General features: G+C 46.6%; 13 protein-coding genes. 8 read left to right on the plus strand and 5 right to left on the minus strand.

Features of this window, described 5'->3' with window-relative positions:
• Positions 1-19: 19 nt before the first annotated feature.
• From ACK8HY_RS21950 to ACK8HY_RS21970, 5 genes are read right to left on the minus strand one after another with little or no spacing between them, the layout of a single operon-like run.
• The gene (locus ACK8HY_RS21950; protein ID WP_416134830.1) at positions 20-1,045 is read right to left on the minus strand and encodes a DUF5627 domain-containing protein; all 1,026 of its coding nucleotides are present in this window, start codon (positions 1,043-1,045) and stop codon (positions 20-22) included.
• Positions 1,046-1,061: 16 nt separating this feature from the next.
• Positions 1,062-2,822: a RagB/SusD family nutrient uptake outer membrane protein gene (locus tag ACK8HY_RS21955; RefSeq protein ID WP_416134831.1), complete on the minus strand. Its 1,761-nt coding sequence runs from the start codon at positions 2,820-2,822 to the stop codon at positions 1,062-1,064.
• A gap of 24 nt (positions 2,823-2,846) precedes the next feature.
• Entirely contained in the window at positions 2,847-5,726 is a 2,880-nt protein-coding gene (locus tag ACK8HY_RS21960; protein WP_416134832.1) for a SusC/RagA family TonB-linked outer membrane protein, read from the minus strand.
• A gap of 27 nt (positions 5,727-5,753) precedes the next feature.
• Positions 5,754-7,652 carry a RagB/SusD family nutrient uptake outer membrane protein gene (locus ACK8HY_RS21965; RefSeq protein WP_416134833.1) on the minus strand — a complete coding sequence of 633 codons (1,899 nt, stop codon included), beginning with the start codon at positions 7,650-7,652 and terminating at the stop codon, positions 5,754-5,756.
• A 13-nt stretch (positions 7,653-7,665) separates the two neighbouring features.
• Entirely contained in the window at positions 7,666-10,848 is a 3,183-nt protein-coding gene (locus ACK8HY_RS21970) for a SusC/RagA family TonB-linked outer membrane protein (RefSeq protein WP_416134834.1), read from the minus strand.
• 436 nt (positions 10,849-11,284) lie between these two features.
• On the opposite strand from ACK8HY_RS21970, the gene ACK8HY_RS21975 reads away from it, so the two are divergent.
• From ACK8HY_RS21975 to ACK8HY_RS22010, 8 genes are all read left to right on the plus strand, one after another.
• On the plus strand, positions 11,285-15,364 hold the full coding sequence (locus ACK8HY_RS21975; RefSeq protein WP_416134835.1) for a two-component regulator propeller domain-containing protein: 4,080 nt from the start codon (positions 11,285-11,287) through the stop codon (positions 15,362-15,364).
• 182 nt (positions 15,365-15,546) lie between these two features.
• Entirely contained in the window at positions 15,547-16,215 is a 669-nt protein-coding gene (fsa, locus tag ACK8HY_RS21980; RefSeq protein WP_077433609.1) for a fructose-6-phosphate aldolase, read from the plus strand.
• Between the two features lie 10 nt (positions 16,216-16,225).
• Positions 16,226-17,083 carry a transketolase gene (locus tag ACK8HY_RS21985; protein ID WP_416134957.1) on the plus strand — a complete coding sequence of 286 codons (858 nt, stop codon included), beginning with the start codon at positions 16,226-16,228 and terminating at the stop codon, positions 17,081-17,083.
• Between the two features lie 26 nt (positions 17,084-17,109).
• The gene (locus tag ACK8HY_RS21990; RefSeq protein ID WP_416134836.1) at positions 17,110-18,072 is read left to right on the plus strand and encodes a transketolase family protein; all 963 of its coding nucleotides are present in this window, start codon (positions 17,110-17,112) and stop codon (positions 18,070-18,072) included.
• A gap of 118 nt (positions 18,073-18,190) precedes the next feature.
• Complete coding sequence (locus tag ACK8HY_RS21995; protein ID WP_416134837.1) at positions 18,191-19,018, plus strand: alpha/beta hydrolase; 828 nt, start codon at positions 18,191-18,193, stop codon at positions 19,016-19,018.
• A complete protein-coding gene (locus ACK8HY_RS22000; protein ID WP_416134838.1) occupies positions 19,015-20,571 on the plus strand; it encodes a glycoside hydrolase 43 family protein in 1,557 nt (518 codons plus the stop codon). The genes ACK8HY_RS21995 and ACK8HY_RS22000 overlap by 4 nt, the downstream gene beginning before the upstream one ends.
• A 6-nt stretch (positions 20,572-20,577) precedes the next feature.
• Entirely contained in the window at positions 20,578-21,954 is a 1,377-nt protein-coding gene (locus tag ACK8HY_RS22005; RefSeq protein WP_416134839.1) for a glycoside hydrolase family 43 protein, read from the plus strand.
• An 11-nt stretch (positions 21,955-21,965) separates the two neighbouring features.
• Positions 21,966-23,870: a sialate O-acetylesterase gene (locus tag ACK8HY_RS22010; protein WP_416134840.1), complete on the plus strand. Its 1,905-nt coding sequence runs from the start codon at positions 21,966-21,968 to the stop codon at positions 23,868-23,870.
• Positions 23,871-24,004 lie beyond the last annotated feature (134 nt).

A 24,004-nucleotide genomic window follows, 5' to 3' on the forward strand; every position in this document is an offset into this window, starting at 1 on the left:
GTTCATGATTGAATTGCTATTACTTTTTGACGGGCGTAAAAGTTTCCATTTTCACCGCCCTGTCCCGCATCACGAGGGTGTCCTTGCTGCTGATGCTCATTTGTGCCATATCGATTGTATAGGCTAGATAAAGTGCATCCCGGTCGGCATTGCCCCAACTGTTTTTTTCGCCCCGTTTGACAAACTTTCCACTTCCAGTAGCGGATATGCCGGCACTGGCCGAACTGATGCTACAGGTATTGTCCTCCTTAAAAGTTAGGTTCAGGTTGACATTGATATTGACATCACCAGCTCCTTTAAAAGATAGGGGCAAGACCGATTTGTTAAGTGCTGCAGTGCTGACATTTTTGACTTCGTCTTTTTCGACATAGGCCTGATGTCGGACAACATCTTTAGTCAGGCTGCTGTTGGCCCCTTTGCCAACAATCTGGTCGGTACCCCGGCGAAGGTAATTGCCATGCCAGGGATTAATATATTTGAGGGCATAAAAGATAAAATCTTTTGGCGCGACATCCCAGTCGGAAGCAATAGCCCTATGGGCAGTCTGTAGGGAAGTTTTACCGGCGAGGATGGAATCGGCGTTGGCAACTTTTGTCATCCTTAGGGGGAGGACGTAATAGGTCTCGAGGGATTTGGGGTCGGCAAAAAATGCGTCGGTCAGCTGCACCTCCACGCCACCTGTGAGGCTACCGCTCGGGATGCTGATCTGGTTGCTGGCAAGCTGATAATAATTGTCCGGCAACGCGGTCACGGCCTGGCCATTGGAGTAGCTGAGTCCATGTGTGAGACTGTTGTCCACAACGAAGTCGATACGAATATCTTTCTTGTTGTTATACACGCCAGCCGTGGTCGCCATGACTTTGACCTTATGCTGGTTGTCGAGGCTATTGTCGAAGATGTCTTCGCCCAGGGTTACCGTTCTGATGGGGGTCTGGTAAGCGAAGTATACCGATTGAAATTCGAAGTCCGGGAATTCCCAGTCGTTATTTTTGCAGGACGCCAGGCTCACTAAAGCCATCGCGTACAGGATATTGATCTTTTTCATCGTTTGCATGTTAAGTTTAATTCCAGCCTGTATTTTGTACAAGATTGCTGTATTTAAGTACCTCACTGTAGGGGATTGGGCCGTAATTCATATAGGCTTCATAGAGTCTATTCTCTACAGGTATTTCGGTATAGGTGTTATTGCTGATGCTCATTCCCTTTGCGGCGACATTGATATCCATTTTCCAGCGGCGGAGATCCCAGAAGCGGAATCCTTCAAAACAAAGCTCCAGTCGGCGTTCGTTCCGGATCAGCTGCCGCATTTGATCTTTATTGTTTTTGACCTGCTCCAGGTAGGGATCGCCATTGTTGCTGCCTACACCCGCACGCCGGCGGATCGCTTTGATGATATCGTAGGCGGAGAACGTAAAGGTCCCCATGCCCGTAGGTCCCCAGGCTTCATTGGCTGCCTCGGCATAGGCCAGATACATCTCCGTCATGCGTATACGGGCATTGAAATGCATTTGCTGGGTAGACGAGGAAGGGTTGAGGTTGACATCCTGACGCAGGAGTTTTTTCAGGTAATAACCCGTCCGTGTGGAAGTTTCGACTTTGTTCAGGCCGTCATTTGTCGGACTATTGGCTGTCGTATTGATCGCCGTATTGCTGACACCTGCTGTGGCACCATTGACAATAATATAGGCCTTCAATCGGGGATCCCGCTTATCGTAAGGATTGGCTTTATTGTAGGCCGAATTGGCATCGCTAATGGGATAGCCATTCTCCATAGGGAAGGCATCGACCAGGTTCTGCGTGGGGTTGAGCCGGCCTCTGCCAAATAAGGTAGGCGGAAAATGGTCTTGCTCCATGCTATTGCTATTTCCTTTGTCGGTGCGCCAAAGGATTTCGGCTGGATTGGATCCGGAGGTTAAGCCATCCACCACCTCCTTATTGTACCAGGTAAACCCTTTGGGGTCGATACCACTGGCACCGCCTTTGGCCTGGATGACCTGTCCCGCATAGGTCGCGGCTTGCTCCCAGGTCGTTTTACTGCCTTCACTATAGGCGGGACTTGCGGCTAATAGCGCTGCCCTGGCGCGGATAGCCTGTGCGATGCGTTTGGTCATCCGTAATTTGAACGTGGAGCCAAATACGCGATTGTAATCGTTGGCATTTACGGATCCGGCATATTTGACCGGAACCTGGCTATCATTGCTGATATTCTCGTAATCCATCGGCAATAATTCCTCTGCTTTTTTGATATCGTCGTACAACTGCTGCATGCAGGCTTCAAATGAAGCCCGAGGTTGATTAAAATCCGAATTGACGGTCTCGGGAGTCACATGGATCGGTACCCCCAGGATTTCTCCTGTGCTTGACTTACCGGCATGCGCCTGTAGGAGATGGAACATAAACAGCGCACGGAGGCCATAGGCTTCGCCCTTCATCCGGTCGTTGAACAGGACGCTGACTTTCGGTTCCATGGCCCATTCAACCTGATCCGTTAAGGACAGAAAATTGTTCAGATACTGTATGGCAGCATAGCTGTTGCGCCATTGGTCAAAAGGGTTGTTGATGCTTGTCCACTGTCCGGTTGCCGTTTTTAGAAAAGTATTGTTCTTATCGTTGCTCACCGCATTGTCGGTCGCGACCTCATCAAAGCTGTAGCTATTGCCCGGAATCCGGTTGTACCCGTTTAAAAGCAGTCCCTGGGCGTATAAAGGTCGGCTATTGGCCGTTTCAATTTCAAGGTTATTCTCCAGAGCCGGCTCAAACATATCTTCGCAGGAGGAAAATAACAGGCTGCTCAGGATAGCTAGGGTTAGTATTTTTTTCATCATTCTCATTTTTACTATTCATGATTAAAATAAAGCCTTTAGGCCGACGTTGAAGAATCGGGTTTGCGGCGCTTGTCCAACATTCAGTTGCATGGTTTCTTTTTCCTTTGCAATCATCAACAGATTGGATCCGTTGGCGTAAATACCTAATTCATGGATAAATTTGGAACTGAGTATTCGTTTGGGGAAATCGTAGGAAAGCTGCACTTTGGACAGGTTGATGCGATCGGTTTTATAGAGCCAAAAGTCAGAGCTTCGAAAGTTGTTATCGCTGTTGAAGGTGGTCAGGCGCGGATAAGTGGCAGTCTCTTTGGTAGACTCTGTCCAGCGGTCACGGACGAGCACCGAATATTTATCCTCCGCATCTACCCAAAAGTAGGAACTGTTTTTCATGGCCTTGGCGCCAAACTGGCCTGTTGCTGCAGCAAATAGGCTGAAGTTGTTCCATTTGACCGTCAGGTTGAGTCCGAGCGTCAGTGGTGATCCGGCCCATCCGCCTTTGCCCAGATAGACTTCGTCGCGCGTATCGATGGTGCCATCCCCATTTTGGTCTTTATATTTCACATCACCGGGTTTTACCTCACCAAATGAAGAAAAGGCCGAATTGTCTATGTCTGACTGGCTGCTATAAAAACCATCATGCTGTAATCCCCAAAGTGCGTCGAGCGGTTTTCCGGCTCTATTTTGATAGCTAAACTGATAGAGCTCGTCCCTTTTTACGGCCTTCGTCGTATAGTACATACCGTTGAACCCCAGGGATACAAAAGTTTGGTTTATCTGCTTGTTCAGATTGATACCAAAGTCGACACCCCGGCGTTCGTCACTGTTGTAATTGATGTAGGGAAGATCCGAGTAAACGGGCCAACCGGTCATAAAATACATCGGATATTGCGTTTCCGCTTGTACCAACCCGCCGCTCATGCGGTTAAAAAAGTAAGATGTATTGAAGGTGATCAGGTTATGGTAAAGTCCGCCTTCAAGGCTGAGGTTAAATTCCTTGCGTTTTGGGAATTTCATGTTTGGATTGTCACCTCTACGTCGGTCAAAAGAGTGTACCAATGCGCCATCTGCCCAGCTATACCAGGCCCCATTGTTGTAGGTATAATAGCCCTGATACAGGAAATAATCGCTGATGTCCAGGTCGGTGTTTAAAATCCCTGCCGAAGCGGACAATCTTAGCTCATTGACAACGGTACTGTTGGCGAGAAAGTTTTCTTTTGACAGGCGCCAGGCAAGGGCCAGTGTCGGGGAGAGGGCCTGTCTGTTTCCCGCTGGCAATTTCGCTGAATGGCTATAGGCGCTACTAAAGTCAACATAATATTTCCCTGAATAGTTGTAGCCTAACTGTAGCCCCAGGTTGGCATTGCTGAGTTTATGGTAGCTACCGGAGGTAGCGATCTGAAAGGCATTGGCCAATAGGATTGCTGACACATGGTGCTTGCTATCATACGTGCGGTTAAAATTCAGGGAGCCATTGAGCCCGATGGTCTGCCGATAACTGCTATTGCTGATATTTTGGATCCCCGATATGCGGTCATCACCGTATTTTGTGAGGCCACTGATCCGATCTTTTCCATCATAGTTGTTCCATGAAGCTTGATATACCGCATAATTGTTGTTGTAGGACTGATTGTAATTGGACTGATAGTCCACGGCGAGGTTGGTTTTGAAAACCAGGCCTTCCAGGATATTTTTTAAGTCAAAATTCAAACCTGTATTAAATTGAAACTGTCGGTTGAGGTAACGGTTTGTGCCTCCGGCATAGACATTTGCGAACGCGTTGGTCTGGTCCAGCTGACTTCCCCCCAGCAGGTATTTGCCATCGATCAGAAAATTACTGTTGTTGACATATACCATCGAGTTGACATCGCCTTCCTCGATCATATCGATCGGGATGAGCGGCGAGAAGCGGTGCGGCCTAATGTTGGCCGCAGCCTCCCAATAGTTTGCATTCACCCCCTTGGAAATATAGAAGCTGGCTGCTGCATCTACATTCAATGAGATGATATCGCTGACTTTGACATCAATATTGCCACGCATATTAAATCGATTGGCACCGCTATTTTTTTTCGCCTGCCCAAAATTGAGCATGGCTCCTTCGGACCAAAAACCAAAGTTGGTATAGTACTGCGCGCGCTGATTGCCCCCCGAAATTTCGGCAGTCGCATCATAGCGGTTATAATGGTCTTTGATATAGTCCGATGCGTAATAATCGACATTGGGGTAACGAAAGGGGTTTGTCCCGGCTGCGTGCTGATAGATCGTTTCGGCACTGTAAAGTGGGCTTAGCCCATCATTTTGGCGGGCTTCATTATACAATGTCATATACTCTGCTGAGCCCAGGTATTTTGGATAACTGATCGCCGCATTGACACCAGCATTGGCCCTGATTTTCACCTGCTGACCGCCAGCTTTCCCGCGCTTGGTGCTGATGCTGATCACACCTTTGGCTGCCCGGCTACCATAGAGTGCAATGGCATTGACTCCTTTTAGCACACTGATCTGCTCGATCTCGGTAGGCATAACATTATTGGCATCGCGCGGAAATCCATCCACTAAGACCAGATAACCGTTCATCCCCCAGATATTCCCGTTATAACCAGGAAGAAAGGCATCTAGATTTTCCAGACTGTGGGTATTGTAGCTCTTGTCGAGCAATTGCGGGATATTGATGGTCTGCACATTGCCCATAAGGTCATTTTTGTGGACTTTGCGGAATGCGACCTGTACAAGTGCCGTACTGTCTATGGCGCTACTGTCCGGAGCTGCGGCTGTCAAAAATGTCCGGAATATATTTTTAGTTTGTCCAACGGTCGGATCAAGGGATGCTTTGGCCATTCCTTCCGTGGTGGCGATGCAGCTTAATCCAAGACATAGTGCTATCGTTAATTTTTTGTACTTCATTTTTTGAATGATTAAATGAAAAACTTGTTACCAGCCTGGGTTCTGATAGAACTCGGGATACATATTGACATCTCTGACCTTTAGGGGTAACCAGTAATGTTTGCTCGTAAATTTGCGTTCCACAAGAATATGCTCCTTGATGTTGACCACGCGATTCTGAGACGGATCTTGATTATTAAATGTTCCTGCTCGATCAAAGGAAACTGCTTTCTTTAGGGTGTAAGGTGCTTCAGTCAATAACAACCAGCGGCGCAGATCATTAAAGCGGTGGCCTTCGAAGGCAAGTTCCACCGCGCGTTCGCGGCGTAGCTCGGGGAGCAGGGCGGCTGCGGAGCTGAGAAATTTGCTGTCGACATGGCCCACGCCGGCCCGGTCGCGTACGATATTGATGGCATCGACGGCTGTTTTGCCGTAATTGTCTGCTTTGCCCATGGCCGAATTGGAAGCCATCAGGGCCGATTCAGCGTACATCAGATAGACATCGGCAAGACGCATGTAAGGGACGTAAATATGAAGATTGGTACCGTAGCTGTAGGCTTGATCATATTTATTGGATGTTAAAGGGATAAATTTGCGTAAGACGTAGCCCGTCTGACTTCCGGTACGGGTATCCCGATAGCTTCCGCCTGTGAATAGATTCGCGTAACGGTTTTTTTCTTCGGATGCCGACATATTTCCCTGAACGACTTTTGCACCGTCAAAAATAATGTCCTTATAAAAGCGTGGGTCGCGATCTTTCCAGGGATATTCGGCATTGTATCCCGACTCAGCATCAGACTGGGTAATGTCCTTGATCGGTAAGCCGCTTTTCATGCCATAGTAATCGACATAATTTGCGGTTGGGATAAATTTAAGGTCGCCATCTCCAACCTCCAGTGGGATGTATTGCTTGCTCGTTCCCCAGTTAGAAACCCATGCATCAATATAAGGGCCTCTAAAAATAGCTTCTGTACTACCTGGCATAGCCCAGTTTTGTCCCGTGGTGTAAAAGTTTAAATGAATATTGGCCAGGGGTACCAGCGCATAATTTGTCTGCCCGCTCTCCACAAGGGACAGCAATTCGCCAAAGACCTGAGCAGCTTTTTTACAATAATCGGCCTGATAGGTTTTACTTCCGGTAGACTGAAAATTCATCAGTGGACTTCCTGCCCAAAGGTAGTTCTTGCCGAGATAGGCCAGTGCCATGATTTTATTGATGCGCAATTGGTTTTTACCGAGTGTACGCTGTCCAGCAATTGTATTGTCCCAATCAATCGGCAGGAGGTCGGCCGCTTCCCTAAAATCGGCAGCGGCAAGGTCCGCACAGGCCTGGTAGCTAAGTCTGGGCAACCGGAGCTTTTCGTCACTTGGAAGTACATAATTGATGTAGGGCATACCGCCAAAATATTCCATCAGGCGGTGGTGAAACCAGCCCCGGAAAAATAACAGTTGCCCCTTGATCAGGTTCTTTTCCTCCTGTGTGGCTTCGGTCAGTTTGTCGATATTTTCTAGGCCAAGACTTATTTTCCGAAGACCAAACCAGGCGGCGCTCCATAGATCGCGAAAGGCACGGTTGCCGAATACATCGTTGTTGTTGGTGGTAAAGTCACCCTGATCCATCCAACCGGCGCCCCAGCCATCAAACTCCCTTTGCCAGCCCCAAAAATTGCCTTGGTCTATTTTGTTTACGAAATGGAAATTGTTCGCTGTGGAGGTTATTTCATCCTCACCCCAGTTCCAGGAGTTGGTCCAGTAGTTGTTGCTGAAATTGACCACGCAGTTGTACAGTTCTTCCGTATAGCCCTGGAAGTTGATAAAGTTTTTAAATGCTTCTTTGGATGATACATTGGACTGTTCCTCTTTATCTAGATATTTATTGCAGGAGAGTAATGATGTGGAGGACCACAGCACACCCGTTATAAAAATTACCTTGAAATATTTTTTCATCTGTCTAATTGCTTTAAAAAGTAATGTTTGCACCTAGATTAAACCGCTTTACCGTAGGATAAGCTCCTTGGGAAGCCCAACCTGTACCGGCGTAATTGGATTCCCGGTCATCCGGCATTTTCGACCAGAAGACCAGGTTGTTGCCATTCAGAAATAGGCGGAGATTTTGAAGCCCCAGGCGCTTGATTACGCCGGATTCGCGATTGAAATTATAGGCAATTTCCGCTGTCTTCAATCGAATGTATGAGCCGTCAAACATATACCGGTTGCCAGGAGCATAACTACTCTGTTGTGATAACCATCGTGGGAGTGGCACATCGGCATTGATATTGTCCTTTGACCAGTAGGATCCCTCATCGTAGGCCAAATTAAGTTGCCCCGAGAAACTATTGAAGACAACCTGACGAGTGACATTGTTGACAGCATACCATTGCGTCATAACACTAAAATTCTTCCAGTCAAAGCCAACCGTACAATTGTAGGTGTTTTGTGGAACGGAGGGAAAGGCATAGGGGATATTGTCCTTGGCATCGATAATACCATCAGCGTTATAATCCAGTATGTGATAATTGCCGGGAAGCTTAGCGAGGTCATTGCTTTCGTGTATGGTGCTGCCATAAAGTTCATCCCAGGTATTGTAATATCCGGAGCTGACATAGGAATAGGTTTGACTCACCTGTTTGTTGTCCGGTTTTTGATATTCGGGCAGCAACTCAGGAGCATCGGCATTGATAACTTTATCCTTGGCATGGGTAAAATTGATATCGGCCCATATCCGCCAATCGGGGTTAAGTTGTTTATTGAATTTCAGTTCGACCTCGTAACCTTTATTTTCTACTTCACCGAGGTTGGCCGTTGGGGCCTCCACGCCGAAATAGGAGGGAATGGACCTTCCGCCACCCGTGATCAGTACGTTCGTCCGATGATCCTTGAAAAAGTCTACCTTTCCGGAAATCTGTCCGTTAAACAGTCCGAAGTCCACGCCGAAGTTTAACTTTTTCACTTTTTCCCAGCGGATATTTGGGTTGCCAAGCACATTTTCTTTATACCAGATGTATGGACTGGTATTTCCATCCGAGTAGGAAAACCGACCGTCGACACCCATTCCTGAAGTACCGCCGTAAGCCCATTGGGTTAAATAGAGAAATTGTCCACCACCACTATCGTCGCCGATATCCCCATAGGAGCCACGCAGCTTTAAAGTGTTCAAAAAGGATAAAGGTTTCATAAACTCTTCTTCCGAAACTAACCAGCCGACACCTCCTGAATTAAAAAAGGCAAATCTGTTTTCGGGAGCGAATTTCTCCGATCCGGTATATGCGCCATTATACTCGAGCATATATTTGTTTTTATAGTTGTAGGTCGTGCGGAATACCCAGTCTTCGCGATAGGAAGGGACGGTGCTCCCTCTTCCGTATTGATTGCGGTTGACTAGTCCCATCGCCGAAATATTGTGCTGTTGAGCAATGGTCGTCGCGTAATTCAATTGCAACTGATAAAATAATCTTCTGTAAGTGAGTCTGTCGTCGACAAATCCTGCGCCCGTCGTCCAGTCAATACCTTCCACAAAATCAAATCTATTGGTGCCATCGAAAGGAATCTGGTAGGTCGGAAGTCCGGTTTTGGGATCTATCCACTTGCTTTGGGTGTTGTTATTCGCGTCGTTGATACCACGGTTGGCTTCAACAAATGTGTTGTCCAGCGACAGCGTTCCACGAACATTCAGTCCTTTTGCTAAAAATTTAAGGTCTTGCTCGAGCGTAAAATCTGTCGTAATGCGGCTTGTAGTCGTATACTCCGTCCCACTGATGGCCAGTACACGGGCAGAGTTTATTCCGGCATTTGGGTTTGGCGCATTAAATCCCCAGGTGCCATCGGAATAACGTGGATAGATAACGTCCGGCGCTACGGTGTAGGCTGCAATCCAATAGGAGTAATTATTGCCACCACCAAATGGACTTTTCCGGACAGCACGTGAACCCGCGAGATTTGTTGAAAATTTGGTTGTTGGCGTCAGCTGGAAATCCAGATTCGAACGTACATTGAGCCGGTTAAAGCCATAGCCGGCTTTATAGCCCCTGGCGTTTTCAAACTGGCGGAACATATCGCCTTCGTATAGATAATCCGCATTGGCAAAGTATTTGACAAAGGGGGTGCCGCCCGCAATATTCACACTGCTATTTTGCGAAAATGCCTGACTTCTAAAGAGTTCTTTTGCCCAATCGGTATTTACATAACGTTCTCTTTCGGTTTGGTCAGCCGGGAAACGGTATTTATTGATGATATCCTGCGGGGTATAATCGGCCCAACTGGCAGGGTTGATGCCCAGTTCATACGCAATGACCTTGTTGCGCAGCAGCAGTGCATCGTAAGAATCCATTTTACCCGGAAGCTGGGAAACGGTCTTAACAATGTTATTGACGGTACCACGTATCAGCATTTGGCCTTCTTTACCCCGCTTGGTGGTGATCAAAATAACGCCGTTGGCCCCTCTGACGCCATAAACGGCGGTTGCCGAAGCGTCTTTGAGTACTGAGACGGTTTCAATGGAACTGATGTCAACCGCTGATAGTGGCCGTTCCACACCATCGACCATGACTAAGGGGTCTGTATTATTCCAGGTGCTACGCCCACGGATCACAATACGGGGATCTTCCTCTCCGGGCATACCTGTACTTGCTGTGGTGATCACCCCCGGTACGTTGCCGGTCAATGCAGCTCCTACACTGGATACACCGCCCGCCCGTTCCAGAATTTTGCCTGAAGTCTGCGCGATAGCGCCAACTACGGTTTCCTTTTTCTGGCGGCCATAACCGACTACCACAGTTTCTTCGATTTCGATGGCCTTGTCGCTCAGCACTATTTCTACGTTGTTCTTATTGTGGATATCGACTTCCAATTGGCCATATCCCAGCTTGGATACCGTCAACAAATGATTGGCTTCCGGTACCTGGATCGTAAAAGCTCCGTTGTCATCGGTAGCTGTGGCCAGTGATGTGCCTTTTACCCTGATGGAAGCGCCGCTCACTTTTTTGTGGTTACTATCGACGACAACGCCCCTGATCGGCCGCTTGGCCTGGGCATAGAGTGTTGCTTGTCCCGCATAAAGCAGGAACAGCAGTAAAGTGAACGGTTTAGCTATACCCCATAGCTTTTTCCAATGCCTTACTTGTGTGAGTGTACATATAATCATCATCGCATGTTGATTGATAAATAGGTTGAAGAATGATTGGTTAATTTTTCTTGAACTGATTAGGTATAATAATACCTGTGTTCGCGCGGTTCATTTGGCAAAAATGAACCGTCATTTAGGGACTGTTCTGTGCTATCATATTTTTGTTTAATAATTGGTTTATTTTCCCGATCTTAATTGCATCGCAACCGGTTGCATCATTGAGACACAATTTCCCCATAAGAGGAGATGCCTTTCAAAGCGTTTATAATTGTAGACCAAAGCTAGCCAATGTAAATTCGCACGGATAGCAAGAATGTTTAAATGAAGGATAAGAATGTCAAAAACGACTGCCAATAGCGTGTAAATCCTTGTGCAGACTAGTTTGGTCGGGATTAATTTGATAATTTAGTTGACAGTTCACCTCAAGTTTTTGTGGTGGGATAATATACCTAAAGATATGATACGGATTTTACTGGCATTAAGCTGGATGTTGCTAACCTTATTTTCCTATGGGCAAAACAAGCCTGTAACATTTCAGCGCTATACTTCAAAAGACGGACTTTCTTCCAATACCATCTATAGTATCTACCGCGATAGCTATGGTTTTCTTTGGCTGGGGACAGAGGATGGGCTGAACCGCTTCGACGGGCGTCATTACAATGTCTATCGCTATGATGCCAATAAAGCGAACAGTTTAATGGCAAACCATATCTCGGCCTTAAGTGAAGACAGGAAGGGCAGAATATGGATTGGTACAAATGGCGGCGGATTAAGTTATTATGATCGGGAGGCCGACCGTATCCGCTCGTATAATCTTACACCCGATGGTAAATGGCTCAGCACGGCAATCAATGCAATTGATCAGGACGCAAATGGTAATATCTGGATCGCGTCCTATGGTGCGCTGTATATTCTGGATGTCAATGATCTACAAAAAAAGATGGATCCGACCTATCGACGTATTGTGGAAACGTTTGCAGGCAAAGTAACGGGCTGTGTCTTTCGTGATCGGCACAACAATATGTGGGTATCATCGGAGAACGGAATTTTTCGTATCGCAGCAGATTTAAAGACCATCAAACGTTTTGAAGTTCTTTCGGAACAGGAAGGTTATGGGAATGGGATTGAAGTTACTTCCATTGTCGAAGATGATCAGGGTAGAATCTGGATCGGGTCTATGCTCGGACTTAAATATTTGAATCCGGGCGATACACAGTTCAATAAATTTGGGGCCGGGGCGGGAAAAGGTTCTTTGAGCAGTCCACGCATTTATACCTTGTGTTACAACCAAAAGCAGGACCTATGGATCGGAACGGACAATGGCCTTGATGTCCTTAATACCAGTGATTTTACCATTCGGACCTTTAAGCCCGACCCAAGTAATGTGCATAGCCTTTCCCATAAATCGATACGTTCTATTTTTAAGGACAATAGTGGAATCTATTGGATAGGTACCTTTCAGGGCGGCTTAAATAAATTCGACACCAATTTAAGTCAATTTAGCTTAAAAAGCCTGGATTTCCTGGAAGGCATGACCGGCGATCCAGCCATTGTGACCTCCTTTGCAGCCTATCAAAATAAGGTCTTTTTAGGCGTGGACGGTGGTGGCGTTTGGAAATACGATCGCACTACGGATCGATTGTCGCCTGTTGCGCTTTCTGCCAACCTGCCTAAAGATCTCACGGTGCTGACCTTGGAAAGAAACCTGGACCAGCTTTGGATCGGCACCTATCAGCAGGGGCTGATCTGTTATGATCTCCCTTCTGGAAACCTCAAAAGATACACTGCTGGCAGTAGAAAAGACAACTTAAATAGTAACGATATTTTTTGTTTGAAAGTTGACTTTCGGGGAAATACCTGGGTCGGTACAAACGGTGGCGGTGTGAACATCATCCAAAAGGGGAGCGGAATTGTCAAAAAATATAAGCGCGAAGAGCAGTCAGACGATGGGATCGAGCTGCCGGGGAATTTTATACGTGCGCTGGCGGAAGATCAGGATCACAACATGTGGATTGGGACCTACGGCTCGGGGCTGCTGATGTACGACCCTTTGAAACAACGGACGACAGGTTATGATAAAGCAAAAAATAAGCTTCCAAGCAATTATATACTAGCTATACATACCGATAAAAAAGGGAATCTGTGGGTGGGGACAAACGGTAATGGCATCGGTTTGCTGCGAAAAGGGAAAACAATCTTTGAGACGCTTTCCGAGAAAGATGGACTATTGAATGGTGCTATTCAAAGTATTGTCGAAGACGATAGGGGGCGGATCTGGTTTTCAACGAACAAAGGTTTGAGTTGTTATTCTCCAGCACAAAATAAGTTTAAGAATTATTCAAATGCAGTCGGATTGCAAGAAGGTGCCTTTATGCTCGGGGCTTCGTTAAAAATGGATGACGGAGAAATTTACTTTGGCGGACAGAAGGGGTTTAACCATTTTTATCCCGCTCATTTAAAAACCAACAGCAATCCGGCCAAGGTCGCACTGACCGACCTAAAGATTGACAACGTGATCATTCAGCCTAGCGAAAAAGGTCCGATACAACAGTCTCTGTTGACTGCCGATCGGATCAACCTGAAGTATAAGCAGAATTTTTCAATCTCTTTTGCGGCACTAAACCTTACCGTGCCGGAAGATAACCAATATGAGTACCGCCTTGTGGGTTTCGACAAAAACTGGATTCGTAACGGAAAGGAAAATAGTGCCTATTATACGAACTTGGATCCCGGGGATTATGTCTTTGAGGTACGTGCAAGCAACAATGATGGTATTTGGAACAAGGAAATTAAATCGATAGCGATACACGTTGCGCCACCTTTTTGGCGTACAATTTATGCGTATTTATTTTATGTACTGGCCTTCGTTGCAGTGCTGCTGTCCATCAGGCACCGTGGTATTCAAAAGTTGAAGCAGAAATTTGCCCTTGAGCAGGAACGTATTCAGGCGCGGCAGCTGATTGAACAGCAAAAAAGGGATGCGGAGACCAAGCATCAAGTGGATGCGATGAAGATCAGGTTTTTAACCAACTTAAGTCATGAATTCCGCACGCCGATCTCTCTGATCATGGGCCCGATAGATGCTTTGGTCGCTAAAAATAAAGATAGCAAACTGGGCGAGCAGCTTAATTTGATCAGCCGTAATGCACGTCGCCTGCTGAACCTGGTCAATCAGTTACTTGATTTTCGAAAAATGGAATACCATGAACTGAAATTGCAGGATGAAGCCGGTGAGCTGGTCTCTTTTGTGCAGGAAGTATATCGCTCATTTCAGGACATGGCCTTGCAAAAAGGAATAGATTATTCTTTTTATCCTTGCCAGGAAAAATTATATTGCCGATTTGACCGTAATAAGGTTGAGCGCGTCTTATTCAATTTAATCTATAATGCCTTCAAATTCACGAAAAAGGGTGGGGATATCGCAGTAACAATATCTTCGGTAAGCATGGTCGACACCAAACTGCATGTGTATCTTGAGGTGCGTGATACGGGCATAGGTATCCCGGAGCAATTGCAGCAGTCGATATTTGAAAGCTTTTTTCAGCATGATACGGAGGGTATGGTAGCAAGCCAGGGTTCCGGTATTGGGCTTTCGATCGCCCAGTCATTTGTTCAGATGTACCATGGCGAGATTTCGGTAAACAGCCAGCCCGACAGTGGGAGCACCTTTAAATTTGACCTATGGCTGGATCAGGCCGAGCCGCTACACGAAGTGCTACAAGAGCAGGAGACGGTTGTATCGGCACAGCCGCTAGAGCTTAGACAAAGTCCGCTGGTGTTGATTATTGAAGATGATGAAGATTTTAGGTACTACCTCCACGAGTCTCTAAAAGAGCATTATCAGATTATCGAGGCCACCAATGGGAAGGACGGTTGGCAAAAGGCACTGTTTCACCATCCGGACCTTGTGGTGAGCGATGTTCAGATGCCCTATATGAACGGTATGGAATTTTCACAGAAGCTTGCTCAGGATAAGCGGACAAAACATATCCCTGTCGTTTTACTGACGGCATCGCAGGTGGATAACGGCCTTGTCTGTGGCCTTGAGTCGGGTGCGGTGGGTTACCTGACCAAACCCTTTGATATGGATGTCCTGGTGGCTAAGGTTAACAGTTTGCTGCAGCTGAACCAGGCGTTTAAGGAAGTCTACAGTAAACAGGTATCTATACTAGCTCCCGAAATGACGATCAAATCCGAAAAGGATAAATTTCTACAGAAAGTGCTCAGTTATGTGCACGATAATATCGATAATCCGCAGTTGTCGGTCGAAGCCTTGAGTGCCCACACCTCGATGAGCAGAGCCTCCCTCTACAACAAACTGCTGGAACTTACCGGAATGTCACCCGTAGATTTTATCCGCTCAGTAAAACTAGAAAAGGCGGCGAGCTTGTTAGAAAAAAGCGATAAGTCCATTTCTGAAATCGCTTACGAAACGGGATTTGCCAATCCAAACTATTTTACAAAAGTCTTCAAAGCTAAATATCAAATGACGCCAAGTGAATACATCCAGTCACAAAAAAGTACAACGGTTGAATAAGCATACAACCGTTGCCTAAAAACATCGTTTTAGTGCATTTTATAAGAAGGGTAATCTGTTTTAAACATTTTTACCCTTCTTTTTTTTATTTGTTGCAATCGTATCTGGCTGAAAGCGATAGTTTTGTCCTATAACCAATCGCTGGAGATCCGGCGAATACAAAAACTAATCAACTCAAAAAAATGAAATTTTTTATCGATACCGCAAGTCTCAGTGAGATTCGTATGGCTCAAAATTTAGGTGTCTTAGATGGCGTAACGACCAATCCTTCGCTCATGGCTAAAGAGGGCATTACAGGAACAGCCCATGTACATGCGCATTACAAAGCGATCTGTGCTATTGTAGAAGGTGATGTAAGTGCTGAAGTCATTTCGACAGAATATAACGCAATGATTGAAGAGGGTTTGCTCCTGGCAGCCTTGGACAATAAGATTGTTGTTAAGGTGCCAATGACCGAAGACGGCATTAAAGCGATCAAATATTTTAGCACAAAACAAATTAAGACCAACTGTACCCTGGTATTTTCCGCGGGCCAAGCGCTCTTGGCCGCGAAAGCAGGAGCTACCTATGTATCGCCTTTTGTGGGCAGGCTCGATGACATCTCCGTCGATGGATTGGCGCTGATCCGTGAAATACGGACCATCTATGACAATTATGCTTTTCAGACCCAAATTCTTGCGGCTTCAGTCCGTCATAGTGCGCATATACTAGGTTGTGCCAAGATCGGTGCGGATGTCATGACCGGACCTTTGCAGGCGATCTTCTCCCTATTAAAACATCCATTGACGGATAGTGGACTTGCCCAATTTTTAGCTGATCATAAACGCGTAGCCGCACAAAGTAACAATTGAGATGGTCATGATGAAACATAGTATACATAATTTAGAGGCTATCGTTAAGCAGGTCCGGAGAGATATTGTTCGCATGGTACATGGCTGTCAGTCGGGACATCCTGGTGGGTCATTGGGCTGTACCGAGCTGTTGGTCTGTTTATATTTCGAATTGATGCAGCGCAACGATCAGTTTGATCTGAATGGTGCGGGGGAGGATCTGTTTTTCCTTTCCAATGGACATATATCTCCGGTATTTTACAGTGTTTTGGCGCGGGCAGGATATTTCCCCATTGATGAGCTTGCCAGCTTTAGAAAACTCAATTCACGACTTCAGGGACATCCCACAACGCATGAAGGACTGCCGGGTGTCCGCGTCGCTTCAGGCTCTCTAGGACAGGGTCTTTCTGTTGCTATCGGTGCTGCCCAAGCAAAAAAACTCAATAAGGATAAACAATTGGTATATGCACTGATGGGAGATGGCGAGTTGCAGGAGGGACAGGTATGGGAAGCGGCGATGTATGCCGCACACAACAAAATGGACAATCTGATCGCTATTGTAGATTACAATGGTGCCCAGATTGACGGCGCCACCAACGATGTCCTTTCGCTGGGCGATCTGCCCCGCAAATGGATGGCTTTTGGCTGGAAGGTCATTGAGATCATGCGTGGAAATGATATTGGATCTGTGATTTCAGGACTTCGAAAAGCGCAGGCTTCAACCGGAGCTGGCCAGCCAATCATGCTGTTGCTCCATACCGAAATGGGTAATGGCGTCGATTTTATGATGGGCTCGCATAAATGGCACGGTATAGCGCCCAACGATGAGCAGCTGCGTGCCGCCTTAAGTCAGAATGCAGAAACATTAGGCGATTATATCGTCTCCTAGAAAGTAAATTTTGAAATAGAATTAAGATGAAGAAATATACATATACAGAATCAAAAGACACGCGTTCTGGATTTGGTGCCGGTTTGCTGGAAGCGGGAAAGGAGGACGAAAATGTGGTCGCTCTCTGCGCAGATCTCGTTGGTTCCCTCAAAATGAACGATTTTATCAAGGCCTTTCCGGAACGCTTCTTCCAGATCGGTATTGCCGAAGCAAATATGATGGGGATTGCGGCAGGACTTACCATCGGTGGAAAAATACCCTTCACAGGGACATTTGCCAATTTTTCGACAGGACGGGTATACGACCAGATCCGGCAATCTATTGCTTACTCCGATAAAAACGTAAAAATCGCAGCTTCACACGCTGGCCTGACCTTGGGCGAAGACGGAGCGACCCATCAGATATTGGAAGATATCGGATTGATGAAAATGCTTCCGGGAATGACGGTGATCAACCCTTGCGATTATAATCAGACGAAGGCTGCGACGCTTGCTGCTGCCAGACACCAAGGTCCGGTTTACCTGCGGTTTGGACGACCTGTTGTTCCCGTTTTCACACCCGAAGATCAAGAATTTGTGATCGGTGAAGCCGTCATGCTGAATCCGGGCACCGCAGTGACCATTTTGGCAACAGGACACCTTGTCTGGGAAGCCATCCTTGCGGGAGAAGAATTGGAAACCTTGGGTATCGATGCCGAAATCATTAATATCCATACCATCAAACCTTTGGATGAGCGCGCAATACTGACTTCTATTGCTAAAACAGGCTGTGTCGTTACCGCTGAAGAACATAACCGTATCGGTGGACTTGGCGACAGTGTCGCACAATTGTTGGCCAAACAAATGCCCAGTCCGCAGGAATATGTGGCGGTAGACGATAGCTTTGGTGAATCGGGACCGCCAAGCGCATTGATGGATAAATATGGCTTAAACGCCGAGGCTATTGTGGCTGCGACATTGCGGGTGCTCAAGAGGAAAGTGGCAACTTAATTTGTCATGGACTATTGTTGCTGTTATTGAATCTGCAAGTGTTTATAAATTGAAATTAGGCTGTTGTTTCTATCGCTTGCCTAACCTAAAATTGATGTACTGTTAAACCAATTATACGATGAAAAAGATAATCTGCACCCTATTGTGTGCTTTTTCCGCCAGCTTAATGGCTCAAGCGCAGCAGGCTGCACCACAAGGCTTTGATGTGGAACGAAAATTGCCATCGACTGGAAAAATCGACTCCCTTGTTTACCCATCAAAGACGGTAGGGGTTACGAGAAAAGCCTTAATCTATACCCCGCCGGGATATGATACCGCAAACAAATATCCGGTACTGTACCTCTTGCATGGGATAGGCGGCGATGAACGGGAATGGTTCCGACATGGAAACCCGCAGGTTATTTTTGATAATCTCTATGCCGAAGGAAAAATGGAACCCATGCTGGTGATTATGCCCAATGGCCGTGCGATGCAGGATGATCGCGCCAGCGGGAATGTCATGGCACCTGATCGGATAGCGGCATTTTCGACTTTTGAAAAAGACCTGCTCAACGACCTGATTCCTTTTATTGAAAAACAGTTTCCCGTTCTGAAAGACCGCGAACAGCGTGCGATTTTTGGGCTGTCGATGGGCGGAGGGCAGGCACTGAATTTCGGACTGGGCCATATCGACACCTTTGCCTGGGTGGGTGGCTTTTCTTCTGCACCTAACACCAAGATGCCGCAGGAATTGCTACCTGTCCCAAAAGAAGCTAAAGACAGGCTAAAACTGCTGTGGATCTCCTGTGGTGAGCAGGACGGTTTGCTCAACATCAGTAAACGTACGCATGAATATCTTTCGGAACAGGGGGTACCTCATATCTATTATCTGGAGCCTGGAGGGCATGATTTCAATGTGTGGAAAAATGACCTCTATAATGTTTCGCAATTGCTATTTAAAAAATGAAAAGCCTAGGAAAACTTATCCTGTTTCTGATCGTAATTTCCTACAAAGCTGTATCGGCACAGGAGGCACAAAATCCGATTATTTTCGCCGATGTACCTGATATGTCGATGATACGGGTCGGCGATACGTACTATATGAGCAGCACGACCATGCACATGAGTCCGGGGGTTCCGATTATGAAATCCCAGGACCTCGTCAACTGGACCCTGGTTAACTATGCCTATGATCATTTGGCAGACAGTGATGCGCTGAACCTGTCGCATCATAAAAATGCCTATGGACATGGCTCCTGGGCCAGTAGCCTGCGCTTTCATGAGGGCAGCTATTATCTGAGCACCTTTTCTTCCAATACGGGGAAAACACATATCTATACCACAAAAGATATAGAAAATGGGCCTTGGCGCGCACATGAATTTCGCCCGATGTTGCATGATCATAGCTTGTTCTTTGATCATGGAAAAATATATATGATCTGGGGTAGCGGGCGTCTGCACATTGCTGAATTGGAGGCAGACCTTTCGGGGATTAGGGCCGGAACCGAACGTACTTTGATCGAAGATGCTACCTTGCCAAGTTTGCCCAAGGGCGCCAAGATGGGATTACCGGCCGAAGGGTCGCAGCTATTCAAGGTCAACGGCATGTATTATCTTTTTAATATTTCCTGGCCTGCAGGCGGAATGCGCACCGTAATTGTACATCGCGCGCGCCAATTGGAAGGTCCGTATGAGGGGAAAGTTGTTTTACAAGATCAAGGCGTGGCGCAAGGCGGTTTGATTGATATGCCCAATGGGCAATGGTATGCTTACCTTTTTCAAGATCATGGTGCTGTCGGTCGGATCCCTTTTTTGGTACCGGTCGGCTGGAAGGATGCATGGCCAGTACTGGGAGAAGCGGGCAAAGTCCCAGGCAAGCTGAAACTACCCGAGAACAAAGGCCTCATGCCGGGTATTGTAAGCTCCGACGAGTTTAGCCGAACGAAAGACCAATCTGCATTGTCCTTGGTATGGCAATGGAACCATCAGCCTGACTCAAACTTATGGTCGGTAACGGAACGTAGCGGTTTTTTGCGCTTAAAAACGGGTGAACTTACCAGCGACTTTCTGCAGGCCAAAAACACGCTGACACAACGTACGATAGGCCCCACCTGTAGCGGTTCGATCGCTATTGATGTGTCGCAGATGAAAGATGGCGATTTCGCCGGTTTGTCCCTACTGCAAAAAAACTATGGCCTGCTGGGAGTCCAGATGGAAGGAAAGGACAAATCATTGGTTATGGTCAATGCGCATACCGGGATTCCGGAGGAGGTGGCGAAAATCGCCCTAAAAGAACAGCGTATATTTCTAAAAGCCAGCTGCGATTTTAGGAACAGAAAGGATATCGCCCAATTTTATTACAGCACCGACGGAAGCCAGTGGAAAGCCATCGGCAACGAACTGAAGATGAGCTATACGATACCACATTTTATGGGATATCGCTTTGGACTTTTTAATTACGCAAGTAAGGCGGCTGGCGGCTACGTAGATTTTGATTATTTCCACTTTACAACAAACTAAGACAATATGAGACGACAATTTTTAACCTGCTTACTTTTTGGATTTCTGATTATGGTCTTGGTGACGATCAATACATTAAAGGCGCAGAATCCGATTATACAAACAGCCTACACGGCCGATCCTGCACCATTGGTATACAATAACCGCGTCTATCTCTATACCACACAGGATGAGGAAGAATCGACCTGGTTTAATATGAACAACTGGCGGGCATATTCAACCAACGATATGGTCAATTGGACCGATCATGGTTCAATCCTTTCGTATACTGATTTTGAATGGGCAAAAGGCGACGCCTGGGCGGCGCAATGTGTTGAAAAAAACGGCAAATTTTATCTGTATGTACCTGTCATTTCCAAGCTGAACAATCGTGGAGCGATCGGCGTGGCCGTCGGTGATAGCCCATTAGGGCCATTTCATGATCCTTTGGGAAAACCGCTTGTTCAGAGTGAATGGGGCGATATTGATCCGACTGTATTTATTGATGATGATGGGCAGGCGCATATGTATTGGGGCAATCCCCAACTGAAATATGTCAAGCTGAATGAAGATATGATCTCCTATACCGGCAATATCGTTGAGGTTCCGATGACGGCCGCAGCATTCGGAAAAAGGGAGGGCGACCCGAAACGACCTACGGGCTATGAAGAAGGGCCTTGGTTGTATAAAAGAAACAGTTTGTATTATCTTTTTTGGCCGGGAGGTCCTTTACCTGAATATATCGCTTATTCGACAAGCAAAAAAGCTGAGGGTCCCTGGACCTACGGGGGTGTTATCATGCCTGCCGAAGGTAAGGCTTTCACCAACCATCCCGGAGTGATCGACTTTAAGGGAAAAAGTTACTTCTTTTACCATAATGGGGCTTTGAGAGGCGGCGGTGGGTTCACACGCTCGGTCGCCGTGCAGGAATTAAAGTTTAATCCCGATGGCAGTGTGCAAGCGATGAAAATGAACTCGGGCGGGGTCCAAGCGCTTACAACATTAAATCCTTATGAACTCACGCAGGCGGAAACGATTTCTTGGTCCGAATATGTTAAATCGTATCAAAATAATCAGGTGGGTGTTTTTATCAAAGCACTCAAAAATGGCGCCTACACGAGCCTGAAAAACGTTGATTTTGGTAAAAATGAGGCAACAACATTCTTTGCGAGACTCGGTACAACACATCATAGTGACGTTAACATGGAGGTAAGGTTAAATGCCGTTGATGGTCCACTTTTAGCAACAATACCAGTACCAATGACAGGGGGTGACGACAGATGGACCACGGTGGATACGCCGCTTTCCAATAAAGTCACCGGCGTCCATGATCTGTACTTTGTCTTTAAAGGTAAAGCGCCATCGAATATCTTATTTTTTGATTGTTGGAAGTTCGGAAAATAAACGAGAAGGATATGATGAATAGCGCGCGAGCTTTCTTTTTTGTGCCATATTTTTTGCGCCATGTCATGCTGGCCATTGGCTTGGTCTTGCTGCTCCAGCCCTGTTGGGCCGAGCTGCGCCTACCTGCACTTGTGAGCGACTGTATGGTCTTACAACGAGATACCGAACTTAAGATTTGGGGCTGGGCTGCTCAGGGCGAAAAAATAACGCTTCGTTTTCGGGGGAGCTATTATTATACCGAAACTGGAAGGGATGGTAAGTGGAGCGTAACTATTCCACCACAGCAGTATGGCGGCCCATATCTCATGGAGATCAATGAACTCGTGATCCGGGATATTCTGATTGGCGATGTATGGCTCTGTTCGGGACAGTCCAACATGGAAACACCGATCCAGCGACTTGTTGAGCGATTTCCGGAGATCAATGTTTCCAATAATCATATGATACGTTATTTTAAGGTACCGACGCAAAATAGTGCGCTGGAGCCAAAAGAAGCAATACTTTCGGGCGCGAGGTGGCACTCGGGCATCGCTTCGGATGTCATGAACTGGACAGCCTTAGCATATTTTTATGCGCAGGAATCTTACCAGCATAATGGCATTCCCGTAGGAATGCTCGTTTCCAGCCTAGGTGGCTCGGGGATAGAAAGCTGGATTGATCAGCAGCACTTAAAGCAGTTCCCCGACCTGTTGATTGATCGGGCAGCGGCAGATAGTCTCCAAATACTTGAAAAAGACAAGGGCCTGAACCTATGGACTGCTGAAGACTTTGACGACGCGTCCTGGCCAGTTGTGCAAGTGCCTGATTATTGGCGTAATCCAAAAGAATCCAAACCGGGTATTGTTTATTATCGGAAGCATTTTATGCTTCCAGCGGGCAAAGACGGCCGGCATGCGAAATTGTATTTGGGCACCTTGACTGACAGTGACTCCGTTTATATCAACGGCCATTTCATTGGTACGACAGCTTATCGTTATCCGCCACGGGTTTATGATGTGCCCGCAAGTATACTTCATACCGGACAAAACAGCCTGAGCATCAGACTGCGGAGCAATGGCACCGACGGGGGCTTTACACCCGATAAGCCATATCAATTGAAAATAGATGATGTCGCGATAGATCTGGCCGGTGAGTGGCGTTGGCAAGTCGGAATTGATCAACATGAGGTAGACAAGTACAAAAGTCGGCTGCAGCAGCTTGCTAAAGCTGGTTCGGGTCTATATCATGGGATGATCTATCCCTTGGCAAACTATCGTATTAAGGGGGTGATCTGGTATCAGGGCGAAGCAAATACAAGTAAGCCCGAGTACTATGAAAGCTATCTAAGCGCACTGATAAAAAACTGGCGTACCCTGTATCAACAAGCACAGCTTCCTTTTTTGCTGGTGCAGCTCCCCAACTTTATGTCTAAGGATACGGTTCCAACCGGCTCAAATTGGGCGCTTCTAAGAGAAGCTCAGTTTCAGGTCAGTCATAAAATACCGGGAACGGCATTAGCAGTGACTTACGATCTAGGGGAATGGAATGACATTCATCCGTTAAATAAAAAGGATATCGCGAAGCGACTATTCTTAGCGGCTCGTAGGCTAGTCTATGGCGAAGATATAGCCGCATCCGGACCCCGATACCAAGGGATGCAGATAGCAGGAGATAAGATCCTGGTTTCCTTTGATCAAATCGGAAAAGGATTGGCAATCCGCCATGGAAAAACATTACAGCATTTCGCTATAGCAGGTGCGGACCGAAAATTTGTATGGGCGAATGCGTTTATTCAACACAATAAAGTCGTGCTGAGCCATCCAACAGTCAAACATCCACAAGCTGCTCGCTATGCCTGGAGCAATAATCCAGAAGATGCAAACCTGATCAGTAAAGAGGGATTATTAGCGATTCCATTTCGTACCGATAATTGGTAAAAATGCGACCTGAACGAAGCGAAATAAAACGTGGGGAAATAAATTGAATGAGGTGACAAAAAGTTTAATTAAGCAATTTAAATAACTAATTTATAGAATTTTATGAAGCAACTGAATATTGTCCTAAAAAAACG

It is taken from the genome of Sphingobacterium sp. NGMCC 1.201703 (assembly GCF_047784615.1).
In the GTDB taxonomy this organism is placed as follows: Bacteria; Bacteroidota; Bacteroidia; order Sphingobacteriales; family Sphingobacteriaceae; genus Sphingobacterium.